At 64.5% G+C, this 17,282-nt stretch carries 14 protein-coding genes and 1 other RNA gene; 11 read left to right on the top strand and 4 right to left on the bottom strand.

Annotation, left to right across the window (positions count from 1 at the left end):
* Position 1: 1 nt before the first annotated feature.
* The gene (locus RQH62_RS19280; RefSeq protein WP_311270285.1) at positions 2-1,423 is read right to left on the bottom strand and encodes a CHAD domain-containing protein; all 1,422 of its coding nucleotides are present in this window, start codon (positions 1,421-1,423) and stop codon (positions 2-4) included.
* Between the two features lie 245 nt (positions 1,424-1,668).
* Here RQH62_RS19280 and RQH62_RS19285 point away from each other — a divergent pair, with 245 nt between their 5' ends.
* Together RQH62_RS19285 and RQH62_RS19290 are read left to right on the top strand one after the other, a co-directional pair.
* A complete protein-coding gene (locus RQH62_RS19285; protein WP_311270286.1) occupies positions 1,669-3,261 on the top strand; it encodes a hypothetical protein in 1,593 nt (530 codons plus the stop codon).
* A 105-nt stretch (positions 3,262-3,366) separates the two neighbouring features.
* Positions 3,367-6,057, top strand: a complete 2,691-nt coding sequence (locus tag RQH62_RS19290) for a TonB-dependent receptor domain-containing protein (RefSeq protein WP_311270287.1) — start codon at positions 3,367-3,369, stop codon at positions 6,055-6,057.
* A 123-nt stretch (positions 6,058-6,180) separates the two neighbouring features.
* On the opposite strand, the gene RQH62_RS19295 is transcribed toward RQH62_RS19290, so the two are convergent.
* Both RQH62_RS19295 and ssrA read right to left on the bottom strand, forming a co-directional pair.
* A complete protein-coding gene (locus RQH62_RS19295; protein WP_311270288.1) occupies positions 6,181-6,564 on the bottom strand; it encodes a tetratricopeptide repeat protein in 384 nt (127 codons plus the stop codon).
* Positions 6,565-6,860: 296 nt separating this feature from the next.
* Positions 6,861-7,215, bottom strand: a transfer-messenger RNA (tmRNA) gene (gene ssrA / locus RQH62_RS19300).
* A 48-nt stretch (positions 7,216-7,263) separates the two neighbouring features.
* Here ssrA and RQH62_RS19305 point away from each other — a divergent pair.
* The 8 genes from RQH62_RS19305 (at position 7,264) to lexA (ending at position 13,643) form a co-directional block, all read left to right on the top strand.
* Complete coding sequence (locus tag RQH62_RS19305; RefSeq protein ID WP_311270289.1) at positions 7,264-8,040, top strand: NRDE family protein; 777 nt, start codon at positions 7,264-7,266, stop codon at positions 8,038-8,040.
* 193 nt (positions 8,041-8,233) lie between these two features.
* Positions 8,234-8,653 carry a hypothetical protein gene (locus RQH62_RS19310; protein ID WP_311270290.1) on the top strand — a complete coding sequence of 140 codons (420 nt, stop codon included), beginning with the start codon at positions 8,234-8,236 and terminating at the stop codon, positions 8,651-8,653.
* A gap of 65 nt (positions 8,654-8,718) precedes the next feature.
* Entirely contained in the window at positions 8,719-9,309 is a 591-nt protein-coding gene (locus RQH62_RS19315) for an aminodeoxychorismate/anthranilate synthase component II (RefSeq protein ID WP_311270291.1), read from the top strand.
* A 158-nt stretch (positions 9,310-9,467) separates the two neighbouring features.
* A complete protein-coding gene (gene trpD, locus RQH62_RS19320; protein ID WP_311270292.1) occupies positions 9,468-10,460 on the top strand; it encodes an anthranilate phosphoribosyltransferase in 993 nt (330 codons plus the stop codon).
* Entirely contained in the window at positions 10,457-11,248 is a 792-nt protein-coding gene (gene trpC, locus RQH62_RS19325) for an indole-3-glycerol phosphate synthase TrpC (RefSeq protein WP_311270293.1), read from the top strand. The genes trpD and trpC overlap by 4 nt, the downstream gene beginning before the upstream one ends.
* A complete protein-coding gene (moaC, locus tag RQH62_RS19330; RefSeq protein ID WP_311270294.1) occupies positions 11,245-11,718 on the top strand; it encodes a cyclic pyranopterin monophosphate synthase MoaC in 474 nt (157 codons plus the stop codon). The genes trpC and moaC overlap by 4 nt, the downstream gene beginning before the upstream one ends.
* Positions 11,715-12,893 carry a gephyrin-like molybdotransferase Glp gene (gene glp / locus RQH62_RS19335; protein WP_311270295.1) on the top strand — a complete coding sequence of 393 codons (1,179 nt, stop codon included), beginning with the start codon at positions 11,715-11,717 and terminating at the stop codon, positions 12,891-12,893. Before moaC ends, glp begins: the two co-directional genes overlap by 4 nt.
* A gap of 69 nt (positions 12,894-12,962) precedes the next feature.
* The gene (gene lexA, locus RQH62_RS19340) at positions 12,963-13,643 is read left to right on the top strand and encodes a transcriptional repressor LexA (protein WP_311270296.1); all 681 of its coding nucleotides are present in this window, start codon (positions 12,963-12,965) and stop codon (positions 13,641-13,643) included.
* Here lexA and RQH62_RS19345 read toward each other — a convergent pair.
* Complete coding sequence (locus RQH62_RS19345) at positions 13,640-15,775, bottom strand: ComEC/Rec2 family competence protein (protein WP_311270297.1); 2,136 nt, start codon at positions 15,773-15,775, stop codon at positions 13,640-13,642. The genes lexA and RQH62_RS19345 overlap by 4 nt on opposite strands.
* Positions 15,776-15,824: 49 nt before the next feature.
* Here RQH62_RS19345 and gltX point away from each other — a divergent pair, with 49 nt between their 5' ends.
* Positions 15,825-17,267 carry a glutamate--tRNA ligase gene (gene gltX / locus RQH62_RS19350; protein WP_311270298.1) on the top strand — a complete coding sequence of 481 codons (1,443 nt, stop codon included), beginning with the start codon at positions 15,825-15,827 and terminating at the stop codon, positions 17,265-17,267.
* The last annotated feature ends 15 nt before the right edge of the window (positions 17,268-17,282 follow it).

Raw genomic sequence — 17,282 nt, forward strand, 5'->3', positions numbered from 1 at the left:
CTCAGGCCCAGAAGCGGCGGGCCTCCGCCAGCTTGCCATGCGCCTTTGCGGCGGCGGCGAGAAGTTCCGACCTGTCCGCGCTGGCTGTTTCCGCCTTCAGGCCAATCCGCGCCATTGTCGCCGGGGCCGTCACCAGATCGTTGAGCGCACCCAGCACCGACTGCGTCGCTTCCAGTTTGCGAATGAACCGCTTATATCGCCGCCGCGCTCCCTTTCGCTGATAAAGGTTACGAAAATATTCAGCGGCATAGCGCAGTTTCTTCGCATCCTTTCGTACAGTGTGGCGCGCTTCGTCGCTCAGCCGCTTCATATGCTTTCCGCTCTTGACGATGCGCTTGCGGCGCTTGCGCAACCGCTCCGTGGCGAAGGGCGCAACCGGCTGCCCCGCCTCATCGCTGAGGCCCGCCCCATCCGCCAGCCATTGCGTCAGGTCGATCACCAGCATCCGCACCCGCGCCGACGCCAGCCATTGCAGCACCCGTGCATGCACTTCACTCCGCGCCACCTCCAGCCTTTCACGCCCGGTCGCGTCCTTTATGTCCAGCACATCCAGATCGCGCGCTTCGCCCAGCACATGCGCCAGCCAGCGCAATTCGCCCTGAAAGCCGGCAACATCCTCCGCTCGCAACACCGGCTTGAACAGGGTCAAGGCGGTGCGCAATCGACGGATGGCGACCCGTGCCTGATGCAGCGCGGCCGGGGCATAATTCTCCAGCAGCAGCGCTTCGTTCAGCCGATATTGGCGCAGGCACAGCGCCGCTATCCGCCCGAAAGCATCACCGATCGTCATGCCAGGATCAAGCAGAACCGCCTCCGCCTTATGCGCATCCGGCAATGCCTCGGTCAGTCGATAGCCGCGCTCCGACTTGCTCAGCACCCCGGTCCGCACCGCCACATCGGCGTCGATCCGCCGTGCCAGCGCAAACAGCGCGGCCGGTTCGCCGCTCTTCAACTCCAATTCGATCTCGCAGATCGGCTCTTCCCGCTCACCCGCCCGCACCACGCCACGGTCGAGCACCAGTTCGATCATTGCGTCATCCTGCGGCACCAGCCAGGTCCGCCGCTCCACAACGACTTCAAACGCGGGAACGACGTCAACCACAGCCTCGCCCAACAGCGCCGCCACCGGATTGCCCTCATCCAGCACCGGCGCATTGCCCCGCACCGGCCGCTCCCACTCGTCGCGCGCAAACAGGCCAGCCCCCCCGCGCCCGTTGGCCTTGACCGTCTGGATGCGCCGCCGCCCGGAACGACGGATACGCAGGCTCATCCCTTGCCGCGCCAACCGATGATCGGGCGTATCGAAATAGGTGGCGTGCAACGTCGCCGTCTCGCCGTCCAGCGCCTGCAAAGGCGGCCATTGTGCGAAGATTTCCGCCGCTTGTGCAGACAGTTCCAGCTTGAGTTCGATTTCCGGTTGCAAAGCCTGCTCCCTGTCGACGCCCCCGCGATCGTTACGCCCTTAGCATGGCACAGCCTTTCATGGAAACGCCACGGAAGTCGTTAAACTGTCATATGACAGTCCCTTAACTGTCACAGAACCAGCATCACCATGTCATCTGGCGCGCCTAACTGCCCGATCCGAGGGCGACAGGGGGCGTTGTCCGAATCGAAATTCCCCTGCGCTCCGCACTTCAACCATCCCGGCAAGACCGGAGCGGAGACGACATGGCCAAGATTAACCGTATCCACACGATCCTGATGGCGGGCTGCGCCTGCGTGGGCCTGAGCGCCTGCGGTGCGGACGACATCGCTTCGCCCGGCGAAGGCACGATCGTCCTCCCGACGCCGACCCCCACCCCGACGCCGACCCCCACGCCCACCCCGACGCCCACCCCCACTGCGGTGACCCCGGCGGCCGATTGCCCCAGCATTTCGGGTTCGGCCCAGCTGACCAATGCCGGTACCATCACGGACGGCACCAACACCTGGCGCAACTGCGCCTTCCCGGCGCGCTTCACCAGCTCGACCGCCATTTCCAAGCAGGCCGGCGTGATCTACTCGATGCCGGGCCGCGTTGATGTCGGCACCGACCAGGGCGCGTCCAGCACCGGCAACAATGTCACGCTGACGATCGATCCGGGCGTCACCATCTTCGCCGGCACCGGCAACACCTTCCTGGCCGTCAACCGCGGCAACCGCATCAACGCGGTCGGCACCGCCAGCCAGCCGATCATCTTCACCAGCCGTGAAAACGTGCTGGGCACGAACACCGACCAGTCGTCGGGCCAGTGGGGCGGCGTCGTGCTGCTCGGCCGCGCCAAGATCACCGACTGCTTGGCTCCGGCCGCTGCCGCCGGCACCACCGCCTGCGAACGCGACACCGAAGGCGCCAGCGGCGCCCTCTATGGCGGCGACAATGACGCCGACAATTCGGGCCGCATGTCCTATGTCCAGATCCGCTATTCGGGCTTCGTCCTGTCGGGTTCGAGCGAATTGCAGGGCCTGACCCCCTCGGGCGTCGGCACCGGCACGCAGCTCGACCATATCCAGGTCCACAACAGCTCGGACGACGGCATCGAAATCTTCGGCGGCTCGGTCCACCCGCGCTATCTGGTCCTGACCGGCAACGAAGACGATAACCTCGACACCGACATCGGCTATCGCGGCACCGTCCAGTTCCTGTTGAGCATCCAGCGCGCGAACAACGACATCGGTGACGGCTTCCTCGAAACCGACTCGAACGGTGGTACCGCGTCGAACAATGGCGAAGACGCCCTGCCGCGCCAGTATCTGAAGGTCGCCAACTTCACCGCCATCAACCGCTCGACCACCGGTTCGAACGGTTCTGCCATGCTGCTGCGCGGTGGCGCCGACCTGACGCTGGCCAACGGCATCATCGTCAGCCCGACCCAGAGCTGCCTGCGCATCGACAGCACCACCACCGTCCGCGACGCCGACACGGCGCTCCAGGACGCCGGCAAGCCGAAATATATCTCGGTCGTGATGCAGTGCAGCAGCACCCCGTATAAGGGCAGCCGTGGCGTCGACGCCGCCACCGTCCAGTCGATCTTCGAAGCCGGTGCGAACAGCACCATCAGCTACACCCCGTCGCTGACCAGCCTGTTCATCAACGGTGCGACCGAAACCGCCCGCCCGGCGGCCGATCTGACCGCGATCGACAGCAACTTCACCGCCACCACCTATATCGGCGCAGTGAAGGACAGCAGCGACACCTGGTATGCCGGCTGGACCTGCAACTCGGCGACCGCCAGCTTCGGCAGCACCAGCGGTAACTGCACCGCCATCCCGACGACCTGATCGGCACCTGACCTCAACAGGGGCGGGGGAGCGTAGATTTGCGCTTCCCCGCCTTCTTTTGCCCAAATTCTTTGGCTCTGAATTTTCCCAAGGGGGACGAATAGCATGTCGAAGCCGCTCAGCCTGGCGCGCCTGCTCCTGATTTCCACCGCGCTGGTCACGCCGATGGCGATGGCGCAGACCAATCCGACCCAAGCCGGTGACGCCGGCATGTCGACCACGCCCAGCGCCGCCGACGAAGCCGATGCGCAGTCGGGCAATGTCGATGTGTCGATCCCCGGCGCCGACATCGTCGTCACCGGCCGCCGCACCGCCAACATCTCGCAGGCCGCGCCGCAGGTCGTCAACGTCCTGTCCGCCGCCGACATCAAGCGCACGGGCGAAGGCGACATCGCCGGTTCGCTCCAGCGCGTGACCGGCCTGTCGGTCGTATCGGGCGGCTATGTCTATGTCCGTGGCCTTGGCGATCGCTACTCGCTCGCCCTGCTCAACGGCTCCCCCCTGCCCAGCCCGGAACCGCTCAAGCGCGTCGTTCCGCTCGACATCTTCCCGACCAGCGTGATCGCCTCGACTCTGGTGCAGAAGAGCTTCTCCGCCAACTTCCCCGGTGAATTCGGTGGCGGCGTCATCAACCTGACGACGAAGGCAATCCCGACCGAATCCTATCTGGAACTCGGCTTCGGCAGCTCGGCCAACACCGAAACCTCCGGCCAGATGGGCTACACCCATTATGGCGCCAAGTCCGACTGGACCGGCTTCGACGACAGTTCGCGCGACGTTCCGCCGCTGCTTGCAGACGCAATCAAGAGCGGCACGCCCTTCCCGAACATGCCGCGCGCGGACCTGCGCGCCATCGCGATGCAGTTCCTGAACGCGGACACCACCCTGCTCCAGCGCACCAACAGCGTGCCGTTCAACTTCTCCGCCTCGCTCAATGCGGGCACGGCGATGGATGTCGGCAGCGACGGCCGCCTCGGCATCATCGCCACCGGCTCCTACAGCAACAAGTGGCGCACCCGCGACACGCTGCAACAGGCGTCGCTCGATCCCGCCGCAGGCGCGGGCAAGAACACGCAGCAGATCAGTACCGACAATGAGATCACGGTCAACGCGCTGCTGGGCATCGGGCTGGAACTGGGCGAGCAGAAGCTGCGCTGGACCAACCTCTATATCCGCGACACGCTGAAGCGCAGCGCGCTCTCGGTCGGCCAGAATGACGGCCAGATCCAGGGCGCCGACTATATGACGCAAAATACCGCCTGGTATGAGCGCCAGTTGATCGACACCCAGTTCGTCGGCGAATTCAAGTTCAGCGATGCGCTGAGCCTCGACGTGCGCGGTGGCTATGCCAATTCGCAGCGTGAAGCGCCCTATGAGCGCGAATTCGTCTATGTCCGCACCAACCGCGCGCTGACCGAAGATCCGGTCGGCGATCGCTTCATCAACGCGCTGAACCGCCAGCGCGGCGACGCTTCGGTCACCTTCAGCGATCTCAACGAAGATCTCTGGTCGGCCGGTGCGGACCTCAGCTACAAATTCTCGCCGGCCATTACGCTGACGGCGGGTTATGCCTTCACCGACACGAAGCGCACCTCGTCGCGCTACGAACTGCACTATGACGCCACCAACCTGCCGCTCGGTGTGCAGCAGTTGCGCCCCGACTATCTGACGTCGGACGCGATCATCCAGTTGTACGACATCAGCCTGCTCGAATTTTCGGGCAATTATCCGGTCTATGACGCCGCCATGCGCGTCCATGCCGGCTATGGCCAGGTGCAGGCGGAAATCATTCCGGGTGTCAGCATCAATGCCGGCGTCCGCTATGAAAAGGGCGACCAGTCGGTGACCGGCGTCGATGTCTACAACACTGGCCTGACCCCGTTCAACCAGATCAAGAAGGATTATTGGTTGCCGGCCGTCACGCTGACGGTCGAAGCTGCCAAGGGCCTGCAATTCCGGGCGAGCGGGTCCAAGACCATCGCGCGTCCGCAGTTCCGCGAACTGATCGCCCAGCCTTATCTCGACACCGAATCCAACCGCTTCTTCCGCGGCAATCCCTTCCTGAAGGACAGCCAGTTGTGGAATGCGGATATTCGCGCCGAATGGTATATGGGGCGTGACGAGCGGCTTATCGCGGCGGCCTTCTACAAGAAGATCGACAATCCGATCGAAACCTTCACCACGATCAACGATACCTATGCGGTGACGACCAGCTTCGCCAACGCACCGGAAGCGTCGCTCTATGGTTTCGAACTGGAAGCGCAGAAATATGTCCCGCTGGGCAATATCTCCAACTCGGACTTCTTCGCCAACCGTCGCATCGCGCTGATCGGCAACTATACCTACACCCAGTCGAAGCTGAAGGTGAAGGAAGGGGATACGACCATCCCTTACACCTACACCACCGGCGATCTGCCTGCGGCGTCCGACTATTTCCTGAACGGCGTCCCGCTGACGGGGCAGTCGGACCATCTGGTCAACCTGCAACTCGGTCTGGAGGATACGGAAAAGCTGTCGCAGCAGACGCTGTTGCTGACTTATGCCAGCCCGCGCGTCACCAGCCGTGGTCCCAACCTGCAACCCGACATCAAGGAAAAGCCGGGCGTGCAGCTGGACTTCGTCGCCCGTCAGGGCCTGACCCTGCCCGGCGGCATCAGCAGCGAGTTGAAGCTGGAAGCCCGCAATATCCTGGGCCGCAAGTTCCAGGAATATCAGCAGGCTGAAGGCAACAAGGTCTATTATAACCGCTACAAGATCGGCACCACGGTCGCGGCGTCGCTCACCGTCGCCTTCTGATCGTCCGCCACAGGCAGATAAGCGAACGGCCGGGGTGACCCGGCCGTTTTGCTTTTGCCCCAAAAGCGAAGGGCGCCGCCCTTGCCGGACGGCGCCCCACTCCCTGCACTTTAAGGGTGAATGTCAATTCATCGCATAGCTGGGGTTGAGACGGCCGAGCGCCCGCACCGCCACCGATCGCGACGATTCTTCGGTCCCGTTGGCCAGCACCAGCGTCACTTCCGGCGCGAAACGAGCGGAGCGATAGGCTTCGCGGGCCTGCGCCATCTTGCCCATGCCGGCATAGGCATTGCCGAGGTTGATGAGGCGGGCGGGATCATTCTCGCCATAGACCGGCATCGCCGCCAGCTTGCGCTGCGCGTCCACGAAGCGGCCGGCCTGGAGCGCGGTCGCCGCCAGCGTGCCATCCGGCGCGCCGACCACGACCATCTCCTCGGGCGCCGCCTGAGCCATGCCCGGCATCATCGCTGCCAGCGCCAGACCCATCATCATAGCGGCCTTTTTCATATCCCGATCTCCTCGAAAAAACTTTCCAACATAGCCAGAAGTATTTCATTTAGATGACATCAGGACAAGATAGCGCGAACGTTGCAAAAACAAGTTTCTTCTTTTTAATATCAATGAGTTATGAATTTTACTTCATACTGTCATAAAAGCGTAATCGAAAAGACAGGTGGAAATCCAGCGATTCGAATCACCCCGCCCGCGGACGAACGACGCCATCGCCCAGCGGACGACCTGAACGCATGACGATGATGGAGGAAGGTCCAGGGACTTCTGTTGCCCGGCGCCCTGGAGACCGCTGAATTCCCTTCTGTTGCCCGGTGGGTTCAACCGCGCTATTTTAGAGTAACGTCAGGCCGTGAGGCCCTCAGTTACGCTGCAATGGCGAGTGCTTCGTTATCGTTGGCACTTGTGAGTTTTGCACAGTTTAACGGCTTACACGGGCCGGGTAAAAATATCGCCTTTGAACACACGTCGATCCTAGTTCGGCCCCATCAGACACCCCGTTTCGGCTGGGCCGTCACGGGACATGTGGTGGAACCGCCGGGTACTGCCCCCGGGTCCGCTGCGTCTATTATACGACACACTTTATCACCATAGCCGGGCGAACCCGGCCCGACCCATATGGGCGCAAATGAAGGCTTTTTCAAGCCATGGTCTTGGCCATGGACTTGAGCGACCTGCGGCGCGATAGATCGGGCCATGTGCATCATGGCCATGGCTTTTGCCGCGCACCCGCGCTGGCGCCTCATCCTGATCGGCAATCGCGACGAATATCATGCGCGTCCCGCCGCCCCGCTCGCCCGCTGGGATGATCGCCCCGGCCTGATCGCCGGGCGCGACCTGCAATCGGGCGGCACCTGGCTCGGCGTGTCGCAGGCCGGTCGCGCCGCGATCGTCACCAATTTGCGCGGCCATGGCGGCCCACAGCCCGATCGCGCCTCACGCGGGGCACTGGTGACGGACCTGCTGGCCGGCGACGGCGCCTATGACAATGCGGCGCAGGCGCGGCTGGCAGATTTCAACCCCTTCAACCTCATCCTGATCGAGCAGGACCGCGCCCATTTCCTCACCAACCGGCCGCAACCGCTGCGCACGGGGCTGACGCCCGGCCTCTATGGTCTGTCCAACGGTACGCTCGACGCGCCATGGCCCAAGACGCTGGCGCTCAAGGCCGCGTTGCTGAACTGGCTGACCGACGGCGCGCAGGAACCCGCCCGCCTGTTCGACGCGCTGCGCCGCGAAAGCCTGCCCGAAGCCGGCATCGCCCCTGCCACACCCTCCGACGCCCCGGACGAAGCCGCCGCCTCCCCCATCTTCATCCGCAACCCCGTCTACGGCACCAGATGCAGCAGCATCGTCGCGATCGACCAAGAAGGGCGCGGCACGATCATGGAGCGACGGTTCGACGCGGAAGGCCGGGACGGTGGGGAAACGATCATGGCGTTTGATTGGCCGCAGGGTAGCACAAGCTCTTAACCGTCACCCCGGACTTGATCCGGGGTCCAGCTTCTTCATCCACTCCACCCGATGTAAAGCGGGATGCCGGGTCAAGCCCGGCATGACGAGATAAGATAAGCTGGTTAATGACCGAGCTTGACCACCGGAAGCCATGATCCCACGCGCCTGAAGTGGACATTGCGAAACCGGAAGCGACATGTAGTCTGGGTGAATGAAACCTCGCAATCTTCCGGCCAAGCGTGACGCCCTTTGGGAGCGGTACTGGTCCATCAAGTACGATCATAGATGTGGTCTTTGCGGGCCGATTCTATGGCACCTGGCTTTAGGCAAAGATTTCTCCGCAATGACGACCTTGGCTGACACCTTCTCCAAGGAAGGTCGAATTGCCGATCCGTTCAGTCGGGCAGGACTATATTATCGTGCGCACAAAGGCGGCTATGAGTATGCCGCCCAGCATCTCGCTATGGATGCTTTCAATCGAGGCGACCTTATATCCTATAGATATTGGTTGCGGCGTGCCGTTCCCTTCGATCCTGAATACCTAAAGCAAATCAAACGGTTTGAAACGCGGCTGCCGCATCAAATTGCTAGAGAAAGAGGACGAGGCCGCCCTTATCGGAAATATGACTAGGCGGTTCTACTCAAGCCCCCTCTCCCCACTTCCCCCCGCGCCCATCCCGCGCTAAGGCTCTGCCCATGATCCTCGTCATCGACAATTATGACAGCTTCACCTGGAACCTGGTCCATTATCTGATGGAGTTGGGCGCGCAGGTGGAGGTCGTCCGCAACGACGCCATTTCGGCGGGCCAGGCCCTGTCCAGCGGCGCGAAGGCGTTCCTGCTCTCGCCCGGCCCCTGCACCCCCAATGAGGCGGGCGTCAGTCTGGACCTCGTCGCCGCCTGTGCGGATGCCGGCGCGCCGCTGCTCGGCGTGTGCCTCGGCCATCAGTCGATCGGCCAGCATTTCGGTGGCAAGGTGGTGCGCGGCGGCCTGATGCACGGCAAGACTTCGCCCGTCACTCATGACGGCACCGGCCTGTTCGCGGGCCTGCCCTCGCCCTTCACCGCGACCCGCTATCACTCGCTGATCGTGGAGGATATTCCCGCCGATCTGGTCGTCAACGCCACCAGTGCGGACGGCTCCGTCATGGGCTTCCGCCATGCGACCCTGCCGATCCATTCGGTGCAGTTCCACCCGGAAAGCATCGCCACCGAATATGGCCATGACATGCTGGCCAATTTCCTCCGCATCGCCGGCCTGCCGGTGCTGGAGCGCGAAGCGGCCTGATCCTGTCCTATTCGGCGCAACCGGGCTATGATGGCCCGGCCGCTTTGCGAATATGTCCGCAATAGGAAATCTAATTACGGAATCAGCGGGAAAAGTGCGAAGTTAACGCATAACGCCCCCTCGACTCATCGCCCCCGCGCCGACTAAGGCCGATGGCGATGACCAGCCTGCCCGATCCTTCCACGCCGCTGTCGGCCGATGCCGCTGCCATGGCCTTCGACCTGCTGTTCGACGCGGACCTGAGCGACGACGCCATCGCCGATTTCCTCGTCACCATGGCCCGGCGCGGCGAGACGGCGACCGAAATCGCCGCCGCCGCCCGCGCCATGCGCGCCCGGATGATATCGGTCAGCGCCCCCGCCGGCGCGATCGACGTCTGCGGCACCGGGGGCGACGGCCATCACACGCTCAACGTCTCCACCGCCGTATCCCTCGTCGTCGCAGCCGCCGGTGTGCCGGTCGCCAAACATGGCAACCGCGCCGCCTCCTCCAAGGCCGGCGCCGCCGACACGCTCGAAGCCCTCGGCCTCAACCTCGACAAGGCCGCCGCCACAGCCGAAGCTACCCTTGCCGATCTCGGCATCTGCTTCCTCTTCGCGCAGAATTATCACCCGGCGCTCAAGCGACTCGGCCCGATCCGCAAGGCGATCGGTGAACGCACCATCTTCAACCTGATGGGGCCGCTCGCCAATCCGGCTGGCGTCCGCCGCCAGTTGGTCGGCATCGCCCGCCCCGCCTATGTTCCGATCTATGCCGAGGCGCTGGCCGAACTGGGCGTCGACCGGGCGATGATCATCTCTGGCGACGAAGGGCTGGACGAACTGTCCCTCGCTGGCGGTAACGACATGGCCGAAGTGAAGGGCCATGACCTCATCGCCATGCACCGCCTGACCGCCGCAGATCTCGGCCTCTCCACCCATCCGGTCGAGGCGATCCGCGGTGGCGACGCCTCCCATAATGCCGCCGCCCTGCGCGCCCTGCTTCAGGGCGAAGCCGGTCCCTACCGCGACGCCGTGCTGCTCAACGCCGCCGCCGCCCTTGTCGTGGCCGACGCCGTATCCGACCTTCGTGAGGGTGTGGAGGAAGCCGCCGAAACCATCGACCGTGGCCTTGCCAACGCCCTGCTCAATTGCTGGATTGCCTACCAATGACCAACAAGCTGATCGAAATCTGCGATTTCAAGCGTGAGGATGTCGTCCGCCGCAAGGCCGCGACCAGCATCGCCACACTCCACGCCCGCGCCAGCGAGCAGACCCCGCCGCGCGGCTTTCGCAAAGCGCTGGACGATGCTGCCCGCGCCGGCTTCGGCCTGATCGCGGAGGTGAAGAAGGCCAGCCCGTCCAAGGGGCTGATCCGCGCCGATTTCGATCCCCCCGCCCATGCGCAGGCCTATGCCGCCGGCGGCGCGGCCTGCCTGTCGGTGCTGACCGATGAACCTTATTTTCAGGGCCATGACGATTATCTGATGGCCGCCCGCTCCGCCTGCGCTCTGCCGGTATTGCGCAAGGATTTCCTTGTCGATCCCTGGCAGGTGCTGGAAAGCCGCGCGCTGGGCGCCGACGCCATCCTCATCATCGTCGCAGCGCTGGACGACGGCCAGATGCAGGAAATCGAGGACGCCGCGCTTGGCCTCGGCATGGACGCCCTGATCGAGGTGCATGACGAAGCCGAACTGGAGCGCGCGCTCAAACTCCGCTCGCGCCTGATCGGCGTCAACAATCGCGACCTGCGCGACTTCTCGGTCGACTTCGCCCGCACCTATGAACTGGTGGGCAAGGCCCCCGAAGGCTGCACCTTCGTTGCCGAAAGCGGCCTTGGCAGCCATGCCGACCTCACCGCCATGGCCGACCATGGCGTGCGCTGTTTCCTGGTCGGCGAAACGCTGATGCGACAGGCCGATGTGGAGGCCGCCACTCGCAACCTGCTGACCGGGGCATGACCGGCCTCACCCATCTGGACGAAGACGGCGCAGCGCGCATGGTCGATGTCGGGACCAAGGCGGTGACAGCGCGCGAAGCCGTCGCCTCCGGTCGCATCGACATGAGCATCGAAGCCGCCAAGGCGATCGCCGATGGATTGATCAAGAAAGGCGATGTCCTTGCGGTGGCGCGGGTCGCGGGCATCATGGCGGCCAAGAAGACCGCCGATCTCATCCCGCTCTGCCACCCGATCGCGCTCAGCGCCGTGACGGTCGATTTCGATTTGGATCCCAGCGGCGTCACCGTGACCGCCACCGCCCGCACCGCCGGCCAGACTGGCGTGGAGATGGAAGCGCTGACCGCTGCTTCGGTGGCGCTGCTCACCATCTACGACATGGCCAAGGCGCTGGACAAGGCGATGGTCATCGGCGCGGTCCAGTTGGAAGCCAAGAGTGGCGGCAAATCCGGCGACTGGCGCCGCCTCCCATGAGCCTGCTGCCGGTCGCAGAGGCGCAGGCCCGCCTGTTCGCGCTGGCCGACCGGCTGCCGGTTGAAACCGTGCCCATTGCTAACGCCGTCGGCCGCTGGCTGGCGCAGGATCTGACCGCGCAGCGGGACCAGCCTTGGGCGGACCTTTCGGCCATGGACGGCTATGCCGTGTGCGCCGCCGAAATGCCCGGCCCCTGGCGCGTCACCGCCGAAAGCGCGGCCGGCACCGGCATCCAGCGGCCGCTTGCCCCCGGCGAGGCCAGCCGCATCTTCACCGGCGCCCCGCTCCCCCCCGGCACCGACGCGATACTGATCCAGGAAAATGCGACCCGCGACGGCGATCATCTGACCGCCAGCGCCGATCCGCTGACGCCCGGCCGTCATGTCCGCCCGACCGCGTCAGACTTTGCGAAGGACGCGATCCTGCTGGAGGCAGGCAGCCGCCTCGGCCCCGCCCAGATCGCGCTGGCCGTGCTGGGCGGCCATGGCACCGTGCCGGTCGCCCGTCGCCCCCGAATTGCGATCCTGTCCACCGGCAATGAACTGGTCGCGCCGGGTGCACCGACGCCGGCGGGCCTGCTGCCCTCCTCCAATGCGCCGATGCTGGCGGCCCTGCTCGCCGCGCTGCCCTGCGACATCATCGACCTCGGCATCGTACCGGACGACCTCGACGCCATGGTCGCCGCTCTGGAGCGCGCCGGGGATGCCGACATCATCGTTTCGACCGGCGGCGCTTCGGTGGGCGATCACGACCTTGTTCGCCCCGCTTTCGTGAAGGCCGGCGGCACGCTCGATTTCTGGAAGATCCGGATGCGACCGGGCAAGCCGTTGATGGCCGGACGGCTCGGCGACAGCCTGTTCCTCGGCCTGCCCGGCAATCCCGTCTCCGCCTTCGTCACGGCGACTCTCTTCCTGCTCCCCCTCGTCCGTCATATCAGCGGCGCGCGCGATCCCTTGCCGCTGACGACCGACGCGCCACTCTCCTCCCCCCTGCCGCAGACCGGCGATCGCGACGATTATCTGCGGGCCTGGCGGGCGCCTGACGGGATCGTCTCCGTCACCTCGCAGGACAGCGCCGCAACCGCCGCCATGGCCAGGGCTGACTGCCTGATCCTGCGCCCGGCCGGATCGCTGCCAGCCGAACCCGGAACACGGGTCACCATCCTGCCGCTATGACATGCAGGACGCTTGACTAAGCCCGATCTGTTTCCTATGCGTTCCTCATACGTTCCACGGAGGACCGCGATGTTGACGCCCAAGCAGCAGGAATTGCTGAGCTTCATTCAGACCCGATTGGACGAGGGCGGCGTGTCGCCTTCGTTCGAGGAAATGAAGGACGCACTCGACCTGCGCTCCAAGTCGGGCATCCATCGCCTGATCAATGCGCTGGAAGAACGCGGCTTCATCCGCCGCCTGCCCAATCGCGCCCGCGCATTGGAAGTGCTCAAATTACCCGACGCCATGCATCGCGCGCCCACGCCGATCGTGCCGGCCAAGCCTAAGCTGGTGACGTCCGCGCCCATCCTGCCGATCGCGGCCAATGACGTGATCGAAATCCCGATGCACGGCCGGATCGCCGCCGGCGTCCCGATCGAGGCGATGGAAGGGCAAACGATGCTCTCCGTGCCTGCCGCGCTGCTCGGCGCAGGCGATCATTATGCGCTGGAAGTGTCGGGCGATTCGATGATGGAGGCCGGCATTCTCGACGGCGACTTCGCGCTGATCCAGCGCACCGATGTCGCCCGCGAAGGCCAGATCGTCGTCGCCCTGATCGACGAGGCGGAAGCCACGCTCAAATATTTCCGCCGGGAAGGCAGCCGGGTACGACTGGACCCGGCCAACAGCGCCTATGAGCCGCAAATCTACGATCCCCGGCAGGTCCGCATTCAGGGCAAGCTGGCCGGGCTGCTGCGCCGCTACAATTAAGGTGCAGTCGCTCGCGGTCGGGGCCGTGGGCGACTGATCCACGGGTGAGCATCGCCGGGCTGATGGACGGTGTGAACTTCGCCCTGTTCCAGACCGATCGACAGACCGCCGGTGCGCGCCAGCAGCCGGCGGTCGATCTTCATCCAGCGCGGACGGCACCAGCGTGGCAGGCCGCGATCGCTGACGACGATATCCGCCGCGGCGCAATCTCGCGCAAAGTCATGCCGGGCGATCAGCACATCACTGCGCGTGAACAGCAACCGCCAGTTGCGTCCTTTGCCATCCTTCAAGCGGACAGCGCAGAGATCCACGGAGCAGCGCGCCGCCGGCAAGTCGGCAATCGCCGCCAGTTCGCCATCATAGCCCGCACTTTCGGACAGGACATCGCGCACATAATCGCCCGCCCGATCGCGCAATATCGCCATCCCCTTTTCCGTCCGCACCGCCACATGGCGCCCGTCTCCGGTCACCAAAATGTCGGGTGGCGATGCAGCAAAGGTCACCGCCACAGCCATCAGGACGGGTGGCAGCCCCAGCCAGCGCCAACGCGTTCGCCACAGCAGGCACCAAAGCAGGCCGATCATCGCAATACCGAACAAGCCCATCCCCATGGTCGGCGCCAGCAGGCTAGCCATCGGACTGGCCGCGACTCCATGGGCCAACAACAGCAGGAGGTTCAGCGCCTGCTCGGTCAGCCACCAGGCCGGTGCTCCCAGCCCCACCAAGTCCAGCAATAACGCCAGCGCCTCCAGCGGCATCACGACGAAGGTCGTCAGCGGAATGGCTATCAGATTGGCGAAGGCACCCAGCAGTCCCGCCTTATGAAAATGGAACAAAGCTATCGGCATCAAAACCAGTTCGACCGCGATCCCCGTCGCGAGCATCACCGTCAGATTGCGGCCCAGCTTGCGCGCCCATGCTTCATCCCGCGCGGCAGCAAAGGTCCGGAAACGGTGATGTTCCGCCAACGCCACCAGTGCGGTCACCGCCGCGAAACTCATCTGGAAGCTTGGCCCCGCCAGCGCCTCGGGCCAAAATAATAGCACGACCAGAGCCCCGGTCGCCACCAATCGAAGCGTCACCGCGTCCCGCCCCATCGCCAGTCCGCCCAGCACCAGCAGCGCCGCGACGCAGGACCGCACGGTCGGCACCTCCGCCCCGGTCAGCAATGTATAACCGATCCCGGCCATCGCGCCGCCCGCCGCCGCGATCAGCATCAACGGCCAGCCCAGCGCTGCCCGCTGGCTGAGCGCCATCACCCGCATCAACAGGAAAATCACTGCACCGATCAGCGCCGTCACATGCAACCCGCTGATCGACAACAGATGCGCCAGCCCGCTGCGCCGCATCGCCTCGGCATCCGCTTCGGGAATCGCGCCCTGATCTCCGGTGGCGAGCGCCGCTGCGATCCCCTCCGCCGGGCCATCGACCTGCGCCAATATATGGCCAAATAATCGTGCGCGCAGCGGTGGCCCCGCCGTCGATGGCGTAAGCATTTCGATTGGCTTCAATGCCTTTCCGGTCGCGCCGATGCCCTGAAAATAGGCGCGCGCGGCAAAATCATAGCCACCCGGCACGCTCGGCGGCGCAGGCGGCATCAACCGCACCCTAAAGCGAATCCGCGCGCCCTCCCCCAAGCCCACCGGCATATCCGCATCGGCGATATTGATCCGGACCACCGCCGGCAGGTCCGGCGCGTCCACCGGCCGCAGCATGACCCGCACCATCGCCTGCGCCGGCACCGGCCGCACCGCCCTCACATCGCCCGTCATCTGCACGAAGCGCGCCCGCGCCAATGGTGGTTGCCCCACCAATACCGCCTTACCCCACACCAAAAGGCATCCCATGCAAGCCAATATTGCGCCAACAACAAGCATGCGCCACAGTCGCCCGCCATCTGGCAGCATCACGCCCAGACAGGCCAGCGCCAGCGCACCACAGCAAAAGGCCAGCCACGCCATGGCATGGGGCAGGATGAACCAGGCCGTAATCCCGCCGCCCAGCGCGATCGGCACCCAAAGGCCGATCTGTTCGCGCTCCCATTCCAGCCAGCTTTCAATCGCTTCCAGCCCGCTTCGGGACAGCGCCGCCAGCCTCCAACCAAGGGAGGTTTGTCGTGGCTCAAAAGCCATGCTAGGGGGCGTCGCATCCATGGGTCAGCTAAGGCGAATGTCGAAGAATATGACGGTAAGTGCAACGGGAATGAACAAGCAGGTGGTGACCCGTTTCGCCCCGTCTCCGACAGGATTCCTGCATATCGGCGGCGCCCGCACCGCGCTCTTCAACTGGCTGTTCGCCCGCCATCATGGCGGCAAGTTCCTGCTCCGCGTCGAGGATACCGATCGCGCCCGCTCCACTGAGGAAGCCGTGGCCGCCATTTTCGATGGTCTGGAATGGCTGGGCCTGGGCGGCGACGAGCCTGCTATGTTCCAGTTCGAGCGCACCCCGCGCCATGCCGAAGTCGCCGACCAGCTGCTCACGGCTGGCCATGCCTATCGCTGCTACGCCACGCCCGAAGAACTGGCGGAACTGCGCGAGCAGCAGCGCGCCGCCAAGCAGCCAATGCGCTATGACGGCCGCTGGCGCGATCGCGCGCCCGAAGAGGCGCCCGCAGGCGCCCCCTTCGTCATCCGCATCAAGGCACCCCGCGAGGGCGAGACGGTGATCGAGGATGCCGTGCAGGGCCGCGTGGTCGTGCAGAATGCTGAACTGGACGACATGATCCTGCTCCGGTCCGACGGCACGCCCACCTATATGCTGGCCGTGGTGGTCGACGATCATGACATGGGCGTCACCCATGTCATTCGCGGCGACGACCATCTCAACAACGCTTTTCGCCAACTCAGCATCATCAAGGCGATGAACTGGGAAGAGCCGATCTACGCCCATATCCCGCTGATCCATGGCTCTGACGGCGCGAAGCTGTCGAAGCGCCACGGTGCGCTCGGCGTCGATGCCTATCGCGACGAGATGGGGATGCTGCCCGAAGCGGTGCTGAACTATCTGCTGCGTCTGGGCTGGGGCCATGGCGACGAGGAAATCATCGCAATCGACCGTGCGATCGAACTGTTCGACATCGCTGGCGTAGGCCGTTCACCCTCCCGCTTCGATATCAAGAAGCTGGAAAATCTGAACGGCCATTATATCCGCGAGACCGACGATGCGCGGCTCGCGGCGCTGGTCGCGCCACGGGTCGAACAGCGTCTTGAAATCGCTATATCGGATACCAATCTTGCGCTCCTGATCCAGGCGATGGCATCGCTGAAGCCTCGGGCCAAGAACCTTAATGAAATTGCCGAGGGAGCAGAATTTCTGTTCAAAAGTTGCCCGCTCGATTTTGACGAGAAGGCTACTGCTCTGCTAGACGACTCCGCGCGCGCGCTGCTCGACAAGACAGCCGACGCTCTCCAACCCGTCCAGTCCTGGACGGTAGAAGCGATCGAAGACGTGATACGCCGCGTGGCAGAGGATGCCGGCCTGGGACTGGGCAAGGTGGCGCAGCCGCTCCGTGCGGCGCTCACCGGTCGCACGACCTCGCCAGGCATTTTTGATGTCCTCTTCCTTCTGGGGAAAGAGGAGAGCTTGGAACGACTGGCCGCCGCAGGGCACGCAACGGCCGGTTGATGACGTACAAGGAGA

The sequence above is a fragment of the Sphingobium sp. WCS2017Hpa-17 genome, from assembly GCF_031843765.1.
Classification (GTDB): Bacteria; Pseudomonadota; Alphaproteobacteria; order Sphingomonadales; family Sphingomonadaceae; genus Sphingobium.